This window comes from Streptomyces sp. GQFP, assembly GCF_021545335.1.
Lineage (GTDB): Bacteria > Actinomycetota > Actinomycetes > Streptomycetales > Streptomycetaceae > Streptomyces.
The window spans coordinates 5,895,517-5,912,548 of record NZ_CP089312.1; the positions used below are offsets into that span (position 1 = coordinate 5,895,517).

The following is a 17,032-nucleotide window of genomic DNA, read 5'->3' on the forward strand; positions in this document are numbered from 1 at the left end:
TCCCGGGTAGCTCCGCCACCCTAGGGCGTACACACCGTGTAGGTGTCGACATCTCCGTCGGCGGGCTTGTACGACGGTTCGTAGGTGTTCGGCTCGGCGTCGACGATGTTCGGGAAGCGATCCTCGAAGTTGGAGAGCCACTCGTCGTCCAGGAACTTCTGCAGTTGCTCGGCCAGTCGTTCGCACTGTGCCTTCTGATGCTTGGGCAGGCCGATGCCGTACCGCTGGATCTTGCCCACCTTGATCTTGTCCACGACGCGGACGTCGTCGTAGGCCTTGGTGAATCCGTAGAGGATGACCCGGTCCGTCCAGACGGCGTCGACGTTGCCGTCCCGGAGTTGCTTGACGCAGGCCTTGTAGTCCTGTTCGTAGGAGAACTCGGCATCCTTGAACGGATTACCCATCGCGGGATCCGACGTGGAGCCGCTCACCGTGCAGATCTGCTGTCCCGCTGTGTCCGCCCGGGTCTTGATCTCCGTGTCGTCGGCACGTACCAACAGGCCCTGCCGGGTCTGCAGATAGGGCCCCACGAAGTCGACCTCCTTCAGCCGCTCCGCCGTGATGGTGTAGGTCGCGATCACGAGCTGGACGACGCCGCTGATAAGCCACTCCTCGCGTTTCTTCGACGTCACACCTTCGAGGTTCGGGGCGAAGCCGAGGTGCTTGCCGAGGTATTTGGCCAGTTCGGGCTCGAAGCCGGAGTACTCGTGCGCCGATGTGTTGAGCTGGCTGAAGCCGGGCTGATCGATCTTGACACCGATGTCGACATTCTTGGGGAAGGCCGGACCGCCCCGGCCCGATGCGGCGGTCGACGTGGCGTTCGACGGTGCGGGAGCCGACGGCGTCGCCGCGCCGGGGTCGTCGACCCGGCCGAAGCAGGACGCGGTGGCGAGCACGGCGAAGGACACGGCGGCAAGGCGCAGACGTGTGACGAGGCGCATGGGTGGCGGATCCTTTGGTGGCGAGATTCGGACCGGGTGCGTACGGAGGGGAACGGGCACAGTGGGCGGATGGACGGGTGGCGTGCGCGGGCCCGTCAGGAGTCGATGACCGCGTGACTCGGATTGATGAGGATGCGGCACTCGGGATCGGCCGTCAGTTTGGCTTCGAGCCGTACGGTGCCGTGCACCTGGCTGATCGATACCTTCGTGACCTTGCCGAGCCGGACGGACTTCCCGTCCCTGGGAAGGCCGTCCCCGGTGAGGTGCAGCTTGCTGCCGGGCAGGCAGTCCGAGCCGTTCCCCGGATCGAGATCCCTCCCGCTGAGGGTCAGCTCCAAGCGGTCTCGCTCCTCCGGCAGCGGCACGGAGAGGTCGAAGACGTCGTCGGGGTGGACCTCGACGGTCTGTCCCCTTTCGCCGAGGACGACCTTGTCGGTCACGTCGATGGGCTGGTGGTTCTTGATGTAGGCGATGACGAGTCCACCGGCGGTGCACATGAGGGCGAGGGCGAGGATGTGGGCGGTGAGGGACTTCACCGGCAGCTGCAGAAAGACGTTCACCAGCATGCCCAGCAGCACTCCGGCGACCGTGAGGCTGACGGTGCCGTACTGCGTGCGTTCCTCCGGTGTGCCCCAGTCGACCCAGAGATACGAGGAGGTGGCCAGCAGGGTCGCTGCGGCGAAGGCCAGCACGAGCAGCAACCAGGGCGGCGGCGGGCTGGGCGAGGGATCGGGCGCCGTCTGTTCCGTCGCCGGGTGCGGGGTGCGGCTGGCGATGTGCCGGGGTGAGCCTGGACGCCGTGTGATCATGGCTTGTTCTCCGCGAGGGCCGCACTCTGTAGGACGAATAAGTCAGAAACGTATGCGGACAATAGCCGTTACCTGCGATGGAGCAGGATAACTATCCTGAATCCAGATGAAGATGAACAAAAAGCGGATATTTTCGGAGCGAAGTGCGCAGTCGATCGTCCTTTTCCCTTGATTCGTCCCGCGCGACATCTCTGGGTGGAGAGCAATACCACCCCTTGTCTGATGAGGCGTCAGCACCGACCATGATGTCGGCGTTCGTACATGACGAACCGTCAGATCAGGGAAGGTGCCCTTCCTGTGGCCCCCACCGCACACCTCCGCTACGGCATGCAACTCCCCATCCAGTCCCAGTCCACCCTCTACACCGAACCCTGGGAGGCCTCGGCCGGCCCCGCCGACCTCCTCACCATCGCCCGCACTGCCGACACCTCCGGTTTCGCCTACCTCGCGACCTGCGATCACGTCGCCATCCCGCGCCGCCTCGCCCCCGCGATGAGCACCGTCTGGTACGACCCCGTCGCCACCCTCGCCCACCTCGCCGCCGTCACCGAGCGCGTCCGGCTGCTCAGCCATGTGGCTGTCGTGGGTCTGCGTCACCCCCTTCTCACCGCCAAGCAGTACGCCACCCTCGACCACCTCTCCGGCGGGCGTCTGATCCTCGGGGTCGGGGCAGGTCACGTGCAGGAGGAGTTCGAGGTGCTGGGGGTCGACTTCGATCGGCGGGGTGCCGTGCTCGACGAGACGATCGACGCCTTGCGGGCCGCGCTGGGGGCGGATGAATTCCCTGAGCATCATGGGAAGTTGTTCGACTTCGAGGGGCTGGGGCAGCGGCCGCGGCCGGCTCAGGAGCGCGTGCCCCTGTGGGTCGGTGGGTCGTCGCCCGCCGCCGTACGGCGTGCCGCGCTCAAGGGCGACGGCTGGCTGCCGCAGGGCGATCCGCGTGACCGGCTCCGGGAGCAGATCGGCCGGATTCGGCGGATGCGCGAAGAGGCCGGTCTGCAGGGGCCGTTCAGCATCGGGGCCATCACCGAGCCGCTGTACGTCGGTGAGCCCGGGTGGGATGTCGGGCGGCGGACGATCAGCGGGACGCCGGAGGTACTCGCCGAGTCGCTGCGGGCGTACGGAGCGATGGGTGTCCACCAGATCCAGGTGCGTTTTCGGAGTCGGAGTCTTGCCGAACTCACCGACCAGATGGGCGAGTTCGGGGCGGACGTGGCTCCGCTGCTGGTGGGTGGCTGAAAGCGACCACCTGTCTGACAGCCTGACCGGTTTTCTTTGAATCTTTGAACATGTCCCTGCGGGGCCGCGTACGTATGAACGCACACACGTACGTACGTCATGGTTCCGGCGAAAGGACATGCACGGTGCGCACTTCCCGGTTAGTCGAGCACTCGTCGCCCTCGTCCCCGTCCAGGCTGTCCGTCGCCCTCGCCTGCGCCGAGGGGGAGTGGCCGCACCAGGGCTGGCCGGACCCCGAAGACCCGTACGTGGGACGGGCGTTGCACGTGACGCCGCCCTATCGCGAGCTGCGGGAGGAGGGCGCCGTGGACGTCGTCGTCCTGCGCTGCGAGGAGCCGGCGAGCGCGTTTCCGGTGCTGCTGAGTGCCATGGGGGCCGTGAGCGTGCCGGTGATCGTCGTCAGTCCCCGGCGGGACACCGAGACCGTGATCGAGGTGTTCCGGGGCGGGGCCGGCTATCTGGTCGAGGGCGACTACTGCATCTGCATGCTCGCCTCGGCGGTCATGGCGGCCACGGTCGGGCACACCTACCTCTCGCCGGTCGCGTGCGCGGCCCTGCGGGAGGGCGTCCAGAAGGCATCCGGGGCCGGGGCCGGGTCCGGTGTCGCGGCCGTCGCCGGGGACGCGATGGAACGGCTGCGGAACCTGCTCTCGCCGCGCGAGCGGCAGATCATGGAGCTGCTGTCGACCGGCCTGGGCGCCCAGGAGATCGGGCTGCGGCTGCGGCTGAGCGAGAAGACCGTCCGCAACAACCTCAGCAACATCTACGCCAAGCTGGACGCCCGGGGGAGTACGGACGCGGTGCTGCGATGGCTGGGGGCGACCCCGGCTGTTCGCATGTGAGAACACATGTGAGAACAGTCGGGGTCGCCCTGTGGGCTGCCGATTCCCTCTCGGGTTTCGCTACGGCGCCGGAATCTCCGACAGCGGGATTTCGACGTCCGTGACGTTCTCGCCGCCCTCGCCGAATCCGGGTTCCGCCCTGACGCTGTTCTCCGAGTTCAGGATTCCGTTCGCCTGGGGAGTTCCGCACTCGACGTTGCGCAGCCAGAGGCGGCCGTCCGGGGTGCCGTTCTTCAGGAGTTGCGGATAGAAGACGTGCACGCTCGCGCCGCCCTCGCTCGGCGAGAAGAACACCTTCTGGCCGTCCTGCTCCTCCTTGTACGTGGCCCTGAGGAATCCGCTCACGTCGGTCCGTTTCTCCGACCACATGAAGAAACCGATGTGGTTGGGTTTCACGGTGTCGGTCCGGGAGAAGTCGAATCCGGTTCCGGTGTCGTCCCGCTTGAGGTTGATCTCCGTCGTGTTGAACTTGGCGCCGATCTCGAAGAAGGAGTTCCCCAGCTTCGAATCGGCGGAAGCGGTGAAACCGTCCTCCAGTGTGATGGACCTCGTCACCGACGCGGACACACTGAAGCTCTTCGAGAGGGCGCTCGTGGAACCGCAGTTGTCGGTGGGCGTGGAAACGCGCAGGTTCGGGCCCAGGCTGTTGTTCCTGAACTGGACGTCGACGAACTCGCAGTTGTCCAGCTTGTTGGAGTTCTCCGCGCAGTCCTTGGTCACCTCGGAGGGGGTGGCGGCACCCGCCTGGTTCATCAGCGGAACGGCCACCGCGACGACCACGAGCGGGGCCATGGCCATGACGATGCGCTTCTTCTTGCTCCGGTGATGTCCCTTGCGGCCGGTGCGTGTCATCGTGCGTCTCCTTGCGGGGAAGGGGGAGTTGAGGGTGTCGGTGCAGGTGGGAGGAGGGGTCGGGTGAGGTCGGGGGAGCTGTGGGGGGAAGCGCGGGACATGGGAAGGCGTCGTCAGCAGTCGGTCAGGACCGGCTTGATCACGCCGTCCGCGATGCCCGCCGCCCCGGCGGCGCCCGGCAGGATCGCGGGCCCTTCGACGAGTTCCGACGCGACGAAGTTCTGCTCCGGGGAGGGGTTCACGGCGAAGCTTCCGGGGTTGGCGTCGATCCGCACCCGCCATTCGCCGGTCATGCGCTGCATTTTCGGCGTGAACTCCAGGTGCATGACCTTGCCGACCGGAACCTCCCGGTTCTCCGTGTCGCCGGCGGTCACCGACTTCACGGTCATGTCGGTCGTCCCCTTGTGCTTGAGCCAGGCCCCGCTCAGAAATCCGAAGAGTCCGCCGCCGGCGCCCTGTTGGGTCGCGGTGTACTTGCCCGAGCCCTGGGCCACGGTGGATTTCCATGTGATGGAAACCTTCGCCGGTTCGGTGGCGTTCGGTTCGCAGTTGGGGAAGTCGATCGAGGCCTTCTCCGTGGGGCCGTCGAAGGTCTCGAAATTCGTCTCGACGAAATCGCAGTTGTCAGACTCGAAATTCGGGCCGGCGATCGGGTGGCCACCAAAGTCGTTGATGGACTGCTGTTTACCGTTGAGTACCTTGGCCCTGTTGCACAGCGTGATGATCTGCTCGGGTGTCTTCTCCTCGGCCGCGTTCGCCGACGGAAGGAGGGTGATGATCACGCCACCGGTCGCGAGCGCCGACCCGATCGCCACGAGCCGTACCTTCTTGTTCTTCAGTCGCCTCTTGGCCATGCCGCTCCGTCCTGGGGTTACTTGAGGTACTTGGTGATTGCTTTACCCGGTCGTGAAGGATTATTGGCGTGACCTGTGAGCCCGCGACAGGGTCAAATATCCCTACTCCCCAGTTACTTGGTGTGTGCTCCCGCACACAAGACACACGGCACATGCGTTCATCAGGTCTGACGCATCGTCAGATACGGCGATACGATGCCCGCCTGCGAAAGGGGTTCCGCATGGGCAAGCTCGACGGACGGGTCGTACTCGTCACCGGCGCGGCACGCGGCCAGGGGGAGCAGGAGGCGCGGCTCTTCGTCGCGGAGGGTGCGCGGGTGGTCGTGGCGGATGTGCTCGACGATCAAGGGGAGGCGCTGGCCAAGGAGTTGGGCGCGCTGTACGTCCATCTCGACGTGCGCGAGGAGGCGGGCTGGCAGGCCGCGGTCGCCGCCGCCGAGAAGGCGTACGGCCGGATCGACGGGCTGGTCAACAACGCCGGCATCCTCCGCTTCAACACCCTTCTCGACACCCCCCTCGACGAGTTCATGCAGGTCGTGCAGGTCAACCAGGTCGGCTGCTTCCTCGGCGTGAAGACGGTCGCGCCGCGCATCGCCGACGCCGGCGGCGGCACGATCGTCAACACCGCCTCGTACACCGGGGTGACCGGGATGGCGACGGTCGGGGCGTACGCGGCGAGCAAGCACGCCATCGTCGGGCTCACCCGGGTCGCCGCGCTGGAGCTCGCGCGCCGGAAGATACGGGTCAACGCCATGTGCCCCGGCGCGATCGACACCGCGATGTCCAACCCGGCCGTACTGGACCCGGCCGCGGACGCCGAGGGTGCCTCGCGGGGCCTGGACAAGCTGTACCGCAAGCTCGTGCCGCTGGGGCGGATCGGGCGACCCGAGGAGGTGGCGCGGCTCGCGCTGTTCCTCACCTCGGAGGACTCCTCGTACATCACCGGGCAGCCGTTCGTGATCGACGGGGGGTGGCTCGCGGGCGTCTCCGTCGTCTGACCGTCCCCCATCCACCCCTAGCTGACTGACCGTCAGCTATTGACGGTCACATGGGCCGGTGGAACAGTCGTCCTAACAAATCTGACGCTACGTCAGATACGTCGGGAACGGTTACTGGGGACGGTGAACCTCCTTGGAATTCGGGCTCTTTGTACAGGGATACGTGGGCAAGCGGGCCGAGACCGATCCGCTCGCGGAGCACAAGGCGCTGCTGGAGGAGACCGAGTACGTCATCGAGGCCGACAAGTCGGGCTTCAAGTACGCCTGGGTGACCGAACACCACTTCCTGGAGGAGTACTCGCACCTCTCCGCCAGCGACGTCTACCTCGGCTACCTCGCCCACGCCACCGAGCGCATCCACCTCGGTTCCGGCATCTTCAACCCGCTCGCCCCGGTCAACCACCCGGTGAAGGTGGCCGAGAAGGTCGCCATGCTCGACCATCTCACCGGCAATCGCTTCGAGTTCGGCACCGGCCGGGGCGCCGGCTCCCACGAGATCCTCGGCTTCATGCCCGGCATCACGGACATGAACCACACGAAGGAACTCTGGGAGGAGACGATCGCCGAGTTCCCCAAGATGTGGATGCAGGACGAGTACGTCGGCTTCCAGGGCAAGCACTGGGCGCTGCCGCCGCGCAAGATCCTCCCCAAGCCGTACGGGCCCTCGCACCCCGCGATGTGGTACGCCGCCGGCTCGCCGCCCTCGTACGGCATGGCCGCGCGCAAGGGGCTGGGCGTGCTCGGCTTCAGCGTGCAGAAGGTCTCCGACATGGAGTGGGTGCTGGATCAGTACAAGACGGCGATCGTGGACGCCGAGCCGGTCGGGGAGTTCGTCAACGACAACGTGATGGTGACGTCGACGGCGGTGTGCGCGCCCACGCACGCGGAGGCGGTGCGGATTGCCGCCGGCGGTGGGCTGCACTATCTGCAGTCGCTGCTGTTCCGGTACCACGACACGTTTCCTCGTCCCGAGGGGTTCCCTGTGTGGCCGGAGACGTTGCCGGAGTTCAACGAGGAGATCATCGAACTGCTCATCGCCGAGGAGTTGTTGATCTGTGGGGATCCGGATGAGGTGCTGACGCAGTGCAAGCGGTGGGAGCAGGCTGGCGCCGACCAGTTGAGTTTTGGGATGCCTATTGGGATCTCTCGGGAGGACACGCTCCAGACGATCAGGCTGGTTGGGGAGCACGTGATTCCGAAGATTGATACGGATCCTGTGCATCGGACTTCGCGGTTCCGAGGGGTGGCTTGAGGGGCTCGTTGGCGGGTGCGGGTGCGTGGGGGTTGTTCGCGCAGTTCCCCGCGCCCCTATCGGGCGCGTCCAGCGCAGGTAAGAGAGGAGTGCAGCCTTGCTTGATCATCTGATCCGAGGGGTTACCGTCGTTGACGGGACCGGTCGCCCTGCCTACGTCGCTGATGTGGGGCTGCGGGATGGTCGCATCGCGGTCATCGGGCCCCAGGTCACCGAGGACGCCAGGACCGTCGAAGATGCCGCCGGGTTGGTGTTGGCGCCCGGGTTCGTCGATCCGCATACGCACTACGATGCTCAGCTCTTCTGGGATCCGTATGCCACGCCCTCCCTGAATCATGGGGTGACCACCGTTGCCGCCGGTAACTGTGGCTTCACCCTTGCGCCCCTGAACCCGTCCCGCCCCGACGACGCCGACTACACGCGGCGGATGATGTCCAAGGTCGAGGGGATGTCGTTGGTGGCGTTGGAGGAGGGGGCGCCCTGGAGTTGGAGTGGTTTCGGGGAGTATCTGGATGCTCTCGAAGGGCGGATCGCGGTCAACGCCGGGTTCATGGTGGGGCATTGTGCGCTGCGGCGGTATGTGATGGGAGCCGATGCGGTGGGTGGGCAGCCCACTGAGGCTCAACTCGCCGATATGTTGCGGCTGTTCCATGAGGCCATGGACGCCGGTGCCTGGGGGTTCTCCACCACGCAGTCGTCCACGCACTCCGACGGGGACGGCAAGCCGGTGGCGTCCCGGCACGCGCTGCCCGCCGAACTCATCGCGCTGTCCAGGGCGGTTGGCGAGCACGAGGGTACGCAGATCGAGGCGATCGTCGCCGGGTGCCTCGACCAGTTCAGTGACGACGAGATCGATCTGTTCGTCGAGATGAGCGCGGTCGCCGGACGTCCGCTGAACTGGAACGTGCTCACGATCGACTCGGCCGTACCGGCCCGCGTACCCCGCCAGCTGGAGGCAAGTGAGCGTGCCCGTAAGGCGGGTGGCCGGGTCGTCGCCCTCACGATGCCCATCCTCACGCCGATGAACATGTCCCTCGGCACCTTCTGCGCGCTGAACCTGATCCCCGGGTGGGGGCCGGTGCTGGGGCTCCCGGTTCCCGAGCGGATCGCCCAACTCGGGGACCCTGCCGTACGGGCGGAGATGGTCCGGCGGGCGCAGAGCGAGGAGGCCGGGGTTTTCCGGCGGCTGACGGACTTCGGGCGGTATGTCATCGGGGACACCTACAGCGCGGCGAACGAGGGCCTCACCGGCCGGGTCGTGCAGGACATCGCCGCCGAACGCGGCCTGGACCCCTTCTCCTGCCTCGTCGAGATCTGTGTGGCCGACGAACTCCGTACGGTCCTGTGGCCCATGCCGACCGACAACGACCCGGCGTCCTGGGCGCTGCGCGCCGAGACCTGGCGGCACGAGGACGTGCTCCTCGGCGGCTCCGACGCGGGTGCGCACCTGGACCGCATGTGCGGGGCCCCGTACACGACCCGGTTCCTCGGCGACTGTCTGCGAGGGCGGCAACTCGTGCCGCTGGAGCGGGCGGTGCAGATGCTGACCGACGAGCCGGCGCGGCTGTTCGGCCTGCGTGAGAGGGGACGTATCGAGGAGGGCTTCCATGCGGACCTGGTCCTCTTCGACCCGGAGCGCGTCGACGCCGGCAAGGCCACCCTGGTGCACGACCTGCCGGGCGACAGTCCGCGTCTCGACTCGAAGGCGATCGGGATAACCGCCGTGTGGGTCAACGGGGTTGAGGCGATCCGTGGGGACGCGGTCACGGGTGCGGTGCCGGGCAAGGTGCTCCGCTCCGGGCGGGACACGGCCACGGTGAGTACCAAGTGACCGACGGACAGCGGCTGTTCGTCGGGGGCTCGTGGGTGGAACCGGCCGACGGGCACTACGAGGTGATCGACCCGGCGACGGAGGAAGTCGTCGGGTTGGCGCCGGAGGCCTCGCGGGATCAGGCGCACGCCGCCGCCGCGGCGGCTCGCGAGGCCTTCGAGCCGTGGTCCCGGATGCCGGCGGAGGAGCGGGCGGCGGTACTGGGGCGGGCGGCGGACATCATCCAGAGCCACCTGGCGCCGTACGCCGCCCTCGCCCAGGCGGAGACCGGCGCCACGACCGCGACCGCGCGCGGGATGCAGGTGGGCGTGGGCGCGGCCCGGTTCCGCCGGTACGCGAAGGTGGAGCCGGCCGAGTGGGCGATCCCACCGCAGGTCAACGAGGGGGGACCGTTCGGCAAGGCGGCGGTGATGGGCGCGCTGGCCGTACGCCAGCCGGTGGGCGTGGTCACCTGCATCACCTCGTACAACAACCCCTGGGCCAACCCGGCAGGCAAGATCGCGCCCGCGCTGGCGATGGGCAACACGGTGATCGTGAAGCCCGCGCCGCAGGACCCGCTGTCGGTGTACCGGATGGCGGAGGCGCTGGAGGCGGCGGGTGCGCCGCCGGGTGTCGTGAACGTGATCAGTGGGCGGGGCGTCGGGGTCGGCGAGGCGGTCGTGGACTCGCCGGACGTCGACATGGTCAGCTTCACCGGGTCGACGGCAGTCGGGCAGCGGATCGCCGAGGTGTGCGGGCGTGGTATGAAACGCCAGTTGATGGAGCTGGGCGGGAAGGGCGCGGCACTCGTCTTCGACGACGCGGATGTCAGGTCCGCAGTCTTGGGCATCGGCACGACGTTCTCGTTCTACAGCGGCCAGATCTGTACGGCGCCTACGCGGGTGCTCGCGCAGCGGGGCGTGTACGGGCAGGTCGTGGAGCAACTGGCGGCCTACGCCGGTCAGTTGAAGGTGGGTGACCCGCGTGCGGCGGGCACGGTGGTCGGGCCGGTGATCTCGGCCGCGCATCGGGACCGGGTCGAGGCGTATGTCGAACTGGGCCGGAAAGAGGGCGCGGTGGTCGTCGCGGGCGGTGAACGGCCTTCGCGCGACCGGGGGTTCTATGTGGCCCCGACGCTGCTGGCCGACTGCACGAACGACATGCGGGTGGCCCGTGAGGAGATCTTCGGGCCGGTGGTGACGGTCATCCCCTTCGACGACGAGGAGGAGGGCGTCGCGCTGGCGAACGACAGTGAGTACGGGCTCATCGACTACGTCTGGTCGGGGGATGTGGCACGTGCGTTTCGCGTCGCGCGGCGGCTGCGGGCCGGGGGCGTGGGTGTGAACACCGTCGGGCGGAACATGGAGGCGCCGTTCGGGGGGTTCAAGCGGAGCGGGGTGGGGCGCGATGTGGGGTCGTACGCGCTGCACGCGTACGGGGAGGTGCAGGCGGTGGTCTGGGCGGGGTGAGCGTGGAGGGGAGTGCCGGGGGCGCGTCCGCGCGAGGTGAGCCGTGCGGGTACTTCGGGGCGCCGGGTGACGTACCCCGTGTCTACCCGCCGGGCACGGGGGTGATGGACCACCGTCGACGGGGTGATGCGTACCCTTCGTAACCTTCTCGCCGCCGTACTCGTCGTGGCGGCCCTGCCCGCGGCGGCCTCCCCCAGTCGGGGCAGCAGCCGGGCCGAGGCCGAACTGCCCGGCGGCAGAGCGAACTTCGTCGTCGCCACCGCCCACCTCAAACCCGGGATCCGGGACAGCTGGATGCGGCTGGGAACGTACAGATTCAACGCCGCGGACTCGACCGTACGGGCCGAGATGCGCCTGTGGCGGCAGAGCCGGCCGAGTGAGCGGGTGAACGCCGGGGTCACTCCGGACGTCAAGTGCGCTCCCGGAGGCGTGTGGGACACGGCCGCACGCCGGAACTGCCCGGTCAAGACGGTGGCCGGATTCCGGGACGGGGCCACGGACAAGCGGTCCGGCGTCTACGAGCTGCGGGACCAGACCGTGCACGGCAGGGCCGCCCGGGTTCTGTGGATCAAGTGGAGCGTCGGGGCGAGTGCGTGGACCGAGCAGTGGGAGGTGCTGAGCAGGCCCACGCTGACACGGCTCGACCAGCTGTACTCGACCCGGGCGAACGCGGGTTACGGCTACGGCAGCAAGGCCGAACTCAGCAGCAGGCGGGCGATGGACAGTGTGCGGCAGCACGACGGGGAGATCCGTCTGGAGGGGATGTCGTGGCGCAACAAGGGGCCGGCGGCGCATCATTCGCCCAGGGCGTCGGGATCGGTGTTCTCGCACTCCAAGTTCACCCGGTGCGACAACCCGAGCTACTGCATGACCCTGCGGGAGGCGGCCGGTTCGCGGAACGTCTGCGGTGGGACGGGCTGTCCGCACCACGGCTGGGACGGTGACCGCAAGATCGACATCACCATCCAGTACTACCTCGCCCGGATCGGTGCCCACGACCGACGGGACACCCTCTGGCACTGGTGCTCCTGCCTGGCGATGGAACACGGACAGACCTGTCACTCGGGCAACTCCCATGTGAAGCCGATGCTGCAAGTGCTGGACGACAACGGGAAGTTCCGTGGCTGGGTCGGTGTGGAGACGTCGTTCTACCCGGGCAGCAACACAAAGGCCCACCGTGAGCAGGACATGTTGGGCGTGTTCCGGATGACCGACTGGGTGTAGGCGGTGCGGGGACGGCCCGGCCGTACGTGCCTGGAAGGCACGTACGGCCGGGCCTGTCGGCCGGGTCAGCGGGTGCAGACGCGGTGGCCGCTGGTGCCGTACGTCGACTCGGTCCAGTACTCGATGGCGGACGCTCCGCCGGGAGAGTCCGCGGCCAGGTTCATCGAGACCTTGCGGTCGTCGTCGTTGACCCAGACGCTGGTCTGGTAGTCGGTGACGTTGCTGCCCTGGATGGCCTTCACATGCAGCCGTGTCGAGCCGGTCTGGTGGTCGCTCACGGTGGCCTTCACGGTCACCGAGCGGTTGTGGAAGGTGGCCGTGACGGCCCTGGCTCCGCTCTTCTCGCCGCCCACGTTCGCACAGGCCTTGCGTGCCGCGGCCGGTGCCGCCGGGGCCTCGGCCAGCGCCGGCGCCGGGGCGGTCGCCGCCGTGAGCGCCGCCAGCGTCGCCGCCGCGAACAGGGCCGCCGCCTTGAACCTTCCGGGGGTTGTCGTACGCATGCTGAAGTCTCCGTTTCTGTCGGATGGATCGGTCGCCGTCTCGCGGGCCGCAGAAGACCGTCACTCAAAGTGCTGATCCGGCCCGCTGACACCACACTGCCCAGCCGCTGCGGTGCACGCTAGGAGCGGCCCGTATCCCACTTTCCGGGGTACCGGAATACACGTGATGACCTGGGGGAACGCGGTGGAGGAGAAGACGGGGGGCGAGGCCTTCGGCAAGGCCCTGCGGCGGATTCGGAACGAGCGCGGAGTGTCACTGGCGGAGTTGGCGCGGCTGACGAAGTACAGCAAGGGGCATCTCTCGAACGTCGAGCACGGCCGCAAGCGCGCTCATCTCGCCATGGCGGTCGCCATCGACATCGCTCTCGACGCCGATGGCGAACTGCGGACGCTGTGCGAGACACCCGCCGCGCTGCCCGGCCAGCGCGCGACGCCCTGCCCGTACCGTGGGCTCGCCCACTTCGGGGTCGGGGACACGCGCTGGTTCTTCGGCCGTACGGCGGCCACCACCGACCTGGTGGACCGGGTGGCGTCGGCCGTGCGTGGCGGCGGGCCCGTCGTCGTGTTCGGTGCGTCGGGTTCGGGCAAGTCGTCGCTGCTGCGGGCGGGGCTGCTGCCGGCGGTCGCGCGGGGCGAACTGCCCGCGCCGCCGGGCGATCCCCTGGTGTCCCCCGGTGCGTCGGACGGGCGGTGGCGGTGTGTCGTCGTGACGCCCACCGCCCGCCCGGTGGACGCCCTCGTCCGCGCGCTGACCGAGCCGCTCGGGACGACGGACGTACGAACACTCACCGAACGCGTCCGGGCCGGGTCCGTACCACCCGGGACCGAGCATGTCCTGCTGGTCGTCGACCAGTTGGAAGAGGTGTTCACCCTGTGCGAGGACGAGACCGAGCGCGCCGCGTATCTCGATGTGCTGTGTGCGCTGCCGCTGGCCGTCCTGGCCGTGCGCGCGGACTTCTTCGACCGCTGCCTCACCCACCCGGGGCTGGTGCGGGCCCTGCAACGGCGGCCCCTGGCGCTCGGTGCGATGAGCCGCAGCGAACTCGCGGAGACGGTCGAGCGCCCTGCGGCACTGGCGGGCACCGAACTGGAGCCCGGCCTGCTCGCCGTACTGCTGCACGACCTCGACCCGGGCGGACACGGCTACGACCCGGGCGCCCTGCCCCTGCTCTCGCACGCCCTGCTCGCGACCTGGCAGCAGCGCACCGGCCGTCGGCTCACCGTCGAGGGCTATCGACGCACGGGCGGAATCCGGGGTGCGGTCGCGACCACCGCCGAGCGCACGTATCTCGATCTGCGTCCCGAAGACCGGGCCGCCGCCCGGGAGTTGATCCTGCGCATGGTGCAGGTGGGGGAGGAGGGCGGGGACAGCCGGCGGTGTGTCGAGCGCTCCGCGCTGGGGGAGGAGGCCGGGCCGGCGCTGGAGGCGTTCACCCGGGCCCGGCTGCTCACCGTGGACAGCGCACGGGTGGAGATCACCCACGAGGCCCTGCTGCGGGCCTGGCCACGGCTGGCCGGTTGGATCGACGCCGACCGGGCGGGACTGCGCACCCGGCAACGGCTCACGGAGGCAGCCGAGGCCTGGGAACGGCATGGACGGCGGTCCGAACTCCTGTGGCAGGGCGCCGTGTTGAGCGTCGCCGCCCAGTGGGCCGCCGATCACCCGGGACGGGCGGACGAGCGGGAGCAGGCCTTCCTCGCGGCGAGCGACCGGGAGGCGAGACGCGGACTGCGGCGCCTGCGGCGGGCCCTGGCCGCCCTGATCGGGCTCGTGGTGGTGGTCGTACTCGTCGCCGTGGTCGCCGTCGACCAGCGCGCGGTGGCGGTCCGGGAGGGGAAGGCCGCCGACCGTGGGCAACGGGCCGCGCGGGCCGTCGCGTTGGCGGAGGGTGCGGGCGCGCTCCGCTCCGCCGACCCGGCGCTGGCCGCGACGCTCGCCGTCGCCGCGTACCGAGAGGATCCCGGGGCGCCGCAGGCGCGGGACGCCGTGAGCGGCAACTCCGGGCTGCCGTATCCCGTCCCGCTGCGGGGCAACGGCGACAAGGTGTCGGCGATCGCGTTCGGCCCCGGCGGGACGGTGGCACTGGGCACACGCGAAGGTCTCGTACGCATCTGGCGGCAGCCCCTGACCCGGACGCGGGCGCGTGTCGAGGCTCAGCTGAGGTTCCGGCCACCGCGCGTGGTGTACGGGATGGCGTTCGCCGGTGCGGGTGAGGCCGATGGCGATGGCGGGCGGGCCCTTGTGATCGCGGACAGCCGGGAGATCCGGGTCTGGCGTACGCACGGCTCCCTGCGGCCGACCCCCGGCCCGCTGCTGTGGGCGGTGGGCGGCGGGCGCGACGTACGGGTCGCCCGCGACGGCCGGACCGTGGCGGTGGCCTGTGCCGACGGCGTGCTGCGGCGATGGGATCTGAGCGACCCGGCCCGGCCGGCCCCGCTGCCAGGGCTCGACGCGGGACGGAAGAACCTGGTCTCCGTGTCGGTCAGCCGCGAGGGTTCCCTGATCGCCACCGGGGACGGGACGGACGGGGCGGGCGCGGCGGTGGTGTGGGCGCGGCGGGCGGACGGCCGGTACGCCCACGCGGACACGGTGTCGTTCCCCGGGCGTCGGGTGACCGAGGCCGCGCTGGCGCCGGACGGCCGTCGGCTCGCCATCGGTCTCGACGACGGCTCCCTGTGGATGTGCGCGCTGGACCGGCGCGGTGTCTGCCGGACCCGGACCGAGGGGGAGCATGCCGGTAACTTCGCCGCCGGGATGGCCTACAGCCCGGACGGCTCCCTCCTCGCCGAGGCGGCGAGCGGCGGAGCGCTGCTGCTGCGGGACCCGCTGACAGGAACCGTACTGCTCACGCTGGAGCATCCGACGCCGTTGCAGTCGCTGGCCTGGTCGCCGGACGGGGCCACGTTGTTCACCGGAGCCGACGCGGGCGGCACGGCCCACGCATGGCGGTTTCCGTTGCCCGTCCTTCTGGGGCACACCGGCGCTGTCACCGACGTGGCCACGCACGACGGACGGGGCTTCGCCGCGACCGCGTCCACCGACGGCACGGCCCGGCTGTGGGATGTCTCCGTTCCCGAACGCCCGAAGCAGGCAGGGCGACTGGAGCACGCGGGTGGGGTGTCGGCGGTGGCCTTCGACCCGGCCGGACGGCGGCTGGCCACGGGCACGGCCGACGGGCGGGTACTGCTGTGGGACGTGACCCGGCCGACCCGTCCCCGTTTGCTGGACAGGCTTGAAGCCCATGACGAGGACGTCACCGCGCTCGCCTTCGCACCGCACGGCACCCGTCTGGCCAGCGCGAGCTACGACGACCACACCTTCCTGTGGGACGTCCGGCCCGACGCCACCCTGCTACGGCGGGCCGACCTGACCACGCCCTCCACGGCAGGCGTGAGCGATGTCGCCTTCGGCCTCGGCGGCCGGCTGGTCGCCACGGCGGAGAGCGACGGAAAGGTGCGGGTGTGGGACGGCGACGGACACCCCGCTGGCCGCGATGGACACCCCACGCGCCGACTGCCGATGCGTGAGGTCCCCTTGCACGAACTGCCCGCCCACGAAGGGATCGTGACGGCAGTGGCGTTCGCCGGGCCGCGGAGCGGGCTGCTCGCGTCCGGCGGGCAGGACGGGGCGGTCCAGCTGTGGCGTGTCGACCCGCGCCGACCGCTGCGCGAGCCGCGGAAACTGCCGGAGCCACCGCGCCGGCACACCCGCTATGTCACCCGCGTGACCTTCGCCGCCGACGGACGCACGCTGCTCAGCGCCGCCGAGGACGGCACCGCCGCCCTGTGGAACGTGATCGATCCGCACCGTCCCGTCGTACGGGTGACCCTGCGCGCCCCCGGCGAGAGTTTCACCGGGGCCGCGCCGACGGAGGGCGGGCGGCGCGTCCTGACCGCGAGCGGCAGCGTGGTGCGCCTGTGGTCGGCGGACGCGACAGCCGCGGCGGCCCGGACCTGCGCGACATCCGGCGCACCGCTCACCCGCGAGGGCTGGCGACGCCGGCTCCCGGACTTCGACTACCGAAAGCCGTGCGACTGAGCCACTCAGGGCTCTGCGCCACCTTGCCTCTCCCGCGGTGCGGGTCCGCCGAAAGGTGTCCGTCGCCGGCCGAAGCCCGTACGACCACGCGTTCCGCATCCCTGTAACAGCCGTACGTCGTTTCCGGCGGCCAGGTGCGATCCGGCAGCCGGACCACCGAGACGTTCGGCCGCTGTCATGGGGCCGCGCCGCATCCGGTGAGG

General features: G+C 69.4%; 13 protein-coding genes. 8 read left to right on the forward strand and 5 right to left on the reverse strand.

The window, feature by feature from the left end; all coding sequences use genetic code 11:
* Positions 1-20: 20 nt before the first annotated feature.
* Together LUX31_RS26435 and LUX31_RS26440 are read right to left on the reverse strand one after the other, a co-directional pair.
* Entirely contained in the window at positions 21-941 is a 921-nt protein-coding gene (locus LUX31_RS26435) for a transporter substrate-binding domain-containing protein (RefSeq protein WP_235477674.1), read from the reverse strand.
* A gap of 95 nt (positions 942-1,036) precedes the next feature.
* Positions 1,037-1,750, reverse strand: coding sequence for a hypothetical protein (locus LUX31_RS26440; RefSeq protein WP_235477676.1), 714 nt, complete (start codon positions 1,748-1,750; stop codon positions 1,037-1,039).
* A 261-nt stretch (positions 1,751-2,011) separates the two neighbouring features.
* Here LUX31_RS26440 and LUX31_RS26445 point away from each other — a divergent pair, with 261 nt between their 5' ends.
* Together LUX31_RS26445 and LUX31_RS26450 are read left to right on the forward strand one after the other, a co-directional pair.
* Positions 2,012-2,989 carry an LLM class F420-dependent oxidoreductase gene (locus tag LUX31_RS26445; protein ID WP_235477677.1) on the forward strand — a complete coding sequence of 326 codons (978 nt, stop codon included), beginning with the start codon at positions 2,012-2,014 and terminating at the stop codon, positions 2,987-2,989.
* A gap of 125 nt (positions 2,990-3,114) precedes the next feature.
* A complete protein-coding gene (locus tag LUX31_RS26450; protein ID WP_235477678.1) occupies positions 3,115-3,831 on the forward strand; it encodes a helix-turn-helix transcriptional regulator in 717 nt (238 codons plus the stop codon).
* Between the two features lie 60 nt (positions 3,832-3,891).
* Here the strand turns inward: LUX31_RS26450 and LUX31_RS26455 are convergent, their stop codons facing one another.
* Positions 3,892-4,683 carry a hypothetical protein gene (locus LUX31_RS26455; RefSeq protein WP_235477687.1) on the reverse strand — a complete coding sequence of 264 codons (792 nt, stop codon included), beginning with the start codon at positions 4,681-4,683 and terminating at the stop codon, positions 3,892-3,894.
* Positions 4,684-4,796: 113 nt separating this feature from the next.
* Positions 4,797-5,537: a hypothetical protein gene (locus LUX31_RS26460; RefSeq protein ID WP_235477688.1), complete on the reverse strand. Its 741-nt coding sequence runs from the start codon at positions 5,535-5,537 to the stop codon at positions 4,797-4,799.
* A gap of 221 nt (positions 5,538-5,758) precedes the next feature.
* Between LUX31_RS26460 and LUX31_RS26465 the strand changes: the two genes are divergently transcribed.
* The 5 genes from LUX31_RS26465 to LUX31_RS26485 all read left to right on the forward strand — a co-directional run bounded on the left by LUX31_RS26465 (position 5,759) and on the right by LUX31_RS26485 (position 12,290).
* The gene (locus LUX31_RS26465) at positions 5,759-6,535 is read left to right on the forward strand and encodes an SDR family NAD(P)-dependent oxidoreductase (RefSeq protein WP_235477695.1); all 777 of its coding nucleotides are present in this window, start codon (positions 5,759-5,761) and stop codon (positions 6,533-6,535) included.
* Positions 6,536-6,668: 133 nt separating this feature from the next.
* Complete coding sequence (locus tag LUX31_RS26470; RefSeq protein WP_235477697.1) at positions 6,669-7,787, forward strand: LLM class flavin-dependent oxidoreductase; 1,119 nt, start codon at positions 6,669-6,671, stop codon at positions 7,785-7,787.
* Positions 7,788-7,884: 97 nt separating this feature from the next.
* Complete coding sequence (locus tag LUX31_RS26475; protein WP_235477698.1) at positions 7,885-9,618, forward strand: N-acyl-D-amino-acid deacylase family protein; 1,734 nt, start codon at positions 7,885-7,887, stop codon at positions 9,616-9,618.
* Positions 9,615-11,066 (forward strand): aldehyde dehydrogenase family protein, encoded by a 1,452-nt coding sequence (locus LUX31_RS26480; RefSeq protein WP_235477700.1) that lies wholly within the window; start codon positions 9,615-9,617, stop codon positions 11,064-11,066. The genes LUX31_RS26475 and LUX31_RS26480 overlap by 4 nt, the downstream gene beginning before the upstream one ends.
* A 126-nt stretch (positions 11,067-11,192) precedes the next feature.
* A complete protein-coding gene (locus LUX31_RS26485) occupies positions 11,193-12,290 on the forward strand; it encodes a hypothetical protein (RefSeq protein ID WP_235477702.1) in 1,098 nt (365 codons plus the stop codon).
* 65 nt (positions 12,291-12,355) lie between these two features.
* Here LUX31_RS26485 and LUX31_RS26490 read toward each other — a convergent pair whose 3' ends face one another.
* Positions 12,356-12,790: a hypothetical protein gene (locus LUX31_RS26490; RefSeq protein WP_235477704.1), complete on the reverse strand. Its 435-nt coding sequence runs from the start codon at positions 12,788-12,790 to the stop codon at positions 12,356-12,358.
* 166 nt (positions 12,791-12,956) lie between these two features.
* Between LUX31_RS26490 and LUX31_RS26495 the strand changes: the two genes are divergently transcribed.
* Positions 12,957-16,829, forward strand: a complete 3,873-nt coding sequence (locus LUX31_RS26495) for an nSTAND1 domain-containing NTPase (RefSeq protein ID WP_235480060.1) — start codon at positions 12,957-12,959, stop codon at positions 16,827-16,829.
* The last annotated feature ends 203 nt before the right edge of the window (positions 16,830-17,032 follow it).

What these genes read in the sequence shown, in the direction of transcription:
- LUX31_RS26460 (WP_235477688.1), bottom strand. Translation starts at nt 5,537, where the DNA reads ATGGCCAAGAGGCGACTGAAGAACAAGAAGGTACGGCTCGTGGCGATC.
- LUX31_RS26495 (WP_235480060.1), top strand. Translation starts at nt 12,957, where the DNA reads ATGACCTGGGGGAACGCGGTGGAGGAGAAGACGGGGGGCGAGGCCTTC.
- LUX31_RS26440 (WP_235477676.1), bottom strand. Translation starts at nt 1,750, where the DNA reads ATGATCACACGGCGTCCAGGCTCACCCCGGCACATCGCCAGCCGCACC.
- LUX31_RS26435 (WP_235477674.1), bottom strand. Translation starts at nt 941, where the DNA reads ATGCGCCTCGTCACACGTCTGCGCCTTGCCGCCGTGTCCTTCGCCGTG.
- LUX31_RS26445 (WP_235477677.1), top strand. Translation starts at nt 2,012, where the DNA reads ATGACGAACCGTCAGATCAGGGAAGGTGCCCTTCCTGTGGCCCCCACC.
- LUX31_RS26490 (WP_235477704.1), bottom strand. Translation starts at nt 12,790, where the DNA reads ATGCGTACGACAACCCCCGGAAGGTTCAAGGCGGCGGCCCTGTTCGCG.
- LUX31_RS26465 (WP_235477695.1), top strand. Translation starts at nt 5,759, where the DNA reads ATGGGCAAGCTCGACGGACGGGTCGTACTCGTCACCGGCGCGGCACGC.
- LUX31_RS26485 (WP_235477702.1), top strand. Translation starts at nt 11,193, where the DNA reads ATGCGTACCCTTCGTAACCTTCTCGCCGCCGTACTCGTCGTGGCGGCC.
- LUX31_RS26455 (WP_235477687.1), bottom strand. Translation starts at nt 4,683, where the DNA reads ATGACACGCACCGGCCGCAAGGGACATCACCGGAGCAAGAAGAAGCGC.